This is a genomic window from Vibrio sp. V10_P2A27P122 (assembly GCF_963874335.1).
GTDB lineage: Bacteria > Pseudomonadota > Gammaproteobacteria > Enterobacterales > Vibrionaceae > Vibrio > Vibrio anguillarum.
The window spans coordinates 1-2,335 of record NZ_CAWNHY010000214.1 but is presented as its reverse complement, the minus strand read 5'-3'; the positions used below and the strand labels follow the sequence as shown (position 1 = coordinate 2,335).

The 2,335-nt window shown below is 44.4% G+C and carries 2 protein-coding genes; both read right to left on the bottom strand.

Annotated elements, in window-relative coordinates; genetic code table 11:
- Positions 1 to 28 precede the first annotated feature (28 nt).
- Positions 29 to 766, bottom strand: coding sequence for a Sir2 family NAD+-dependent deacetylase (cobB, locus tag AACQ17_RS08990; RefSeq protein ID WP_017044714.1), 738 nt, complete (start codon positions 764 to 766; stop codon positions 29 to 31).
- Positions 767 to 935: 169 nt separating this feature from the next.
- Positions 936 to 2,156: an ammonium transporter gene (locus tag AACQ17_RS08985; protein WP_094147241.1), complete on the bottom strand. Its 1,221-nt coding sequence runs from the start codon at positions 2,154 to 2,156 to the stop codon at positions 936 to 938.
- Positions 2,157 to 2,335: the final 179 nt, after the last annotated feature.

The following is a 2,335-nucleotide window of genomic DNA, read 5'->3' as shown; positions in this document are numbered from 1 at the left end:
TATTCAATGTTTAGATAACACGCCTACTCTAGGCGTGTTTCTTTTTTGGCATTTCTAACCCTAATATCTCTTCCACTAAGCGCGGAACTTCAATACTGGCTTTACCGTAGCGTTTTTCCTCAAACTCACTTTCAACGGCACTCGGTTCTAAGTTGATCTCAATGGTGTGTGCGCCATGCATTCTGGCATCATGAACAAAGCCTGCAGCAGGATAAACAACGCCCGATGTACCGATAGAGATAAAAAGATCAGCCGTCTCGAGTGCTGAATAAATATCGCCCATGCGCAGTGGCATTTCGCCAAACCAAACAATATGAGGTCGCATTTGAGCTGGTATTTGACAGCAATGACAAAGCTCTCCGCTCAGAATGTCGTCTTTATGCTCTATTACTTGGTTAGAAACGCTGCAGCGTGCTTTAAGCAGCTCACCGTGCATATGAATCACCTGTTTGCTACCACCCCGCTCATGAAGGTTATCAATATTCTGCGTAATAATCGTTACGTTTCCCTCTAGCTCTTGCTCTAATTTACCAAGCGCGATGTGGGCGGCATTAGATTGTATTGATTCAGATTGGAGTTTTCGACGACGCTGATTATAGAAATCCTGTACGAGATCGGGATCACGTGCGAAACCTTCAGGGGTCGCGACATCCTCTATTTTATGGTTTTCCCATAATCCGTCTTGGGCACGAAATGTTTTAATGCCTGATTCCGCTGAAATGCCTGCCCCCGTGAGGATCACGATATTCTTGTAGGGGAAATTCATACTATGTCCTTATTGCACGCTTTTTTGCTAGCTTAGCACCGATGCAATAACAACAGTAGTTTTGAGGGTTAGACCATAGTATAAAATAGCCATTGATTGCTTATTTTCTGTGACATAAACCGAGCTATGAAATAGACCGAAGTACCCCGCGGCTTCGGTCTATATGTAATCAATCTTCGTTAATGGCGGAGATTTTATGAATAGCCAAATCCGCGCCGTTAAATTCGTCTTCTTCAGATAAACGCAATCCAGTCAATACATTGAGAGAGCCATAAACGATTGTGGCACCCAATACTGCCACTGAAATACCCAATAAGGTTCCTAGTAGTTGAACGGCGAGGCTGACACCACCTAGGCCGCCGAGTGATGATTGGCCAAAAATACCAGCGGCAATCCCACCCCATGCACCACAAACACCATGTAATGGCCATACACCTAATACATCGTCTATTCTCGTTCGGTTTTGTAGTTGAGTGAACAACCAAACAAATAAAGCACCCGCTACCACTCCCGTCACTAAGGCACCCAGTGGGTGCATCAAGTCCGATCCTGCACACACCGCGACTAATCCCGCTAGAGGACCATTGTGGATAAAGCCAGGGTCATTTTTTCCGACAATTAACGCTGCTAAAATACCACCAGTCATGGCCATTAAAGAGTTCATCGCGACTAATCCACTAATTCCATTTAATGTTTGCGCTGACATGACGTTAAAACCAAACCAGCCCACACAAAGGATCCACGCGCCCAGTGCTAGGAACGGAATGTTGGATGGAGCAAAGTTGGTGTGCTTTCCTGCACGTACTCTTCCCTTACGCATTCCTAGAAACATGACAGCGATAAGTGCAATCCATCCGCCGACTGCATGCACGACCACAGAGCCAGCGAAATCGTGAAAAGCAGCACCGAATTGAGCTTCAAACCAGCTTTGCACGCCATAATTGCCATTCCAAATCATTCCCTCAAACAGCGGATAAACAAACCCGACGGTGAAAAAAGTAGCAATGAGAATCGGGTAAAACCGAGCGCGCTCGGCAATGCCTCCAGAAACGATAGCAGGAATAGCGGCGGCAAACGTCAATAGAAAAAAGAACTTAACTAGATGATAGCCGTTCCCTTGGGCAAGGGTTTGTGCATCAGTAAAGAAATGAGCGCCGTAGGCTATCCAGTAACCGATAAAAAAATAGGCGATCGTAGAAATACCGAAATCGGCGAGAATTTTTACCAGCGCGTTCACTTGGTTCTTTTTACGCACAGTCCCCACCTCAAGAAAGGCAAATCCAGCGTGCATTAAAAACACCATGATTGCACCGAGCAGCAAAAATAGCGTATCAGAACTTTGAGTCAGGGCTTGTACGGCACCTTGAACCTGACTTACGGTTTGAGTCATCTTAGTGATTCTCCATTGAAATGTTGTGCACCAATCCTGTGCTACTTGATTATTTTCTCACCAATATAGTGAGTTATTGGTATTGAACAGCCTTAAAGCAAAATACATTCCAAAATAAACAAATGAATCAATAACTTTTCAATATCAAATAACTTATTGAAATAGAGTTAATTATATAA

Coding starts and splice junctions, on each gene's coding strand:
- AACQ17_RS08985 (WP_094147241.1), bottom strand. CDS start 2,156: ATGACTCAAACCGTAAGTCAGGTTCAAGGTGCCGTACAAGCCCTGACT.
- cobB (WP_017044714.1), bottom strand. CDS start 766: ATGAATTTCCCCTACAAGAATATCGTGATCCTCACGGGGGCAGGCATT.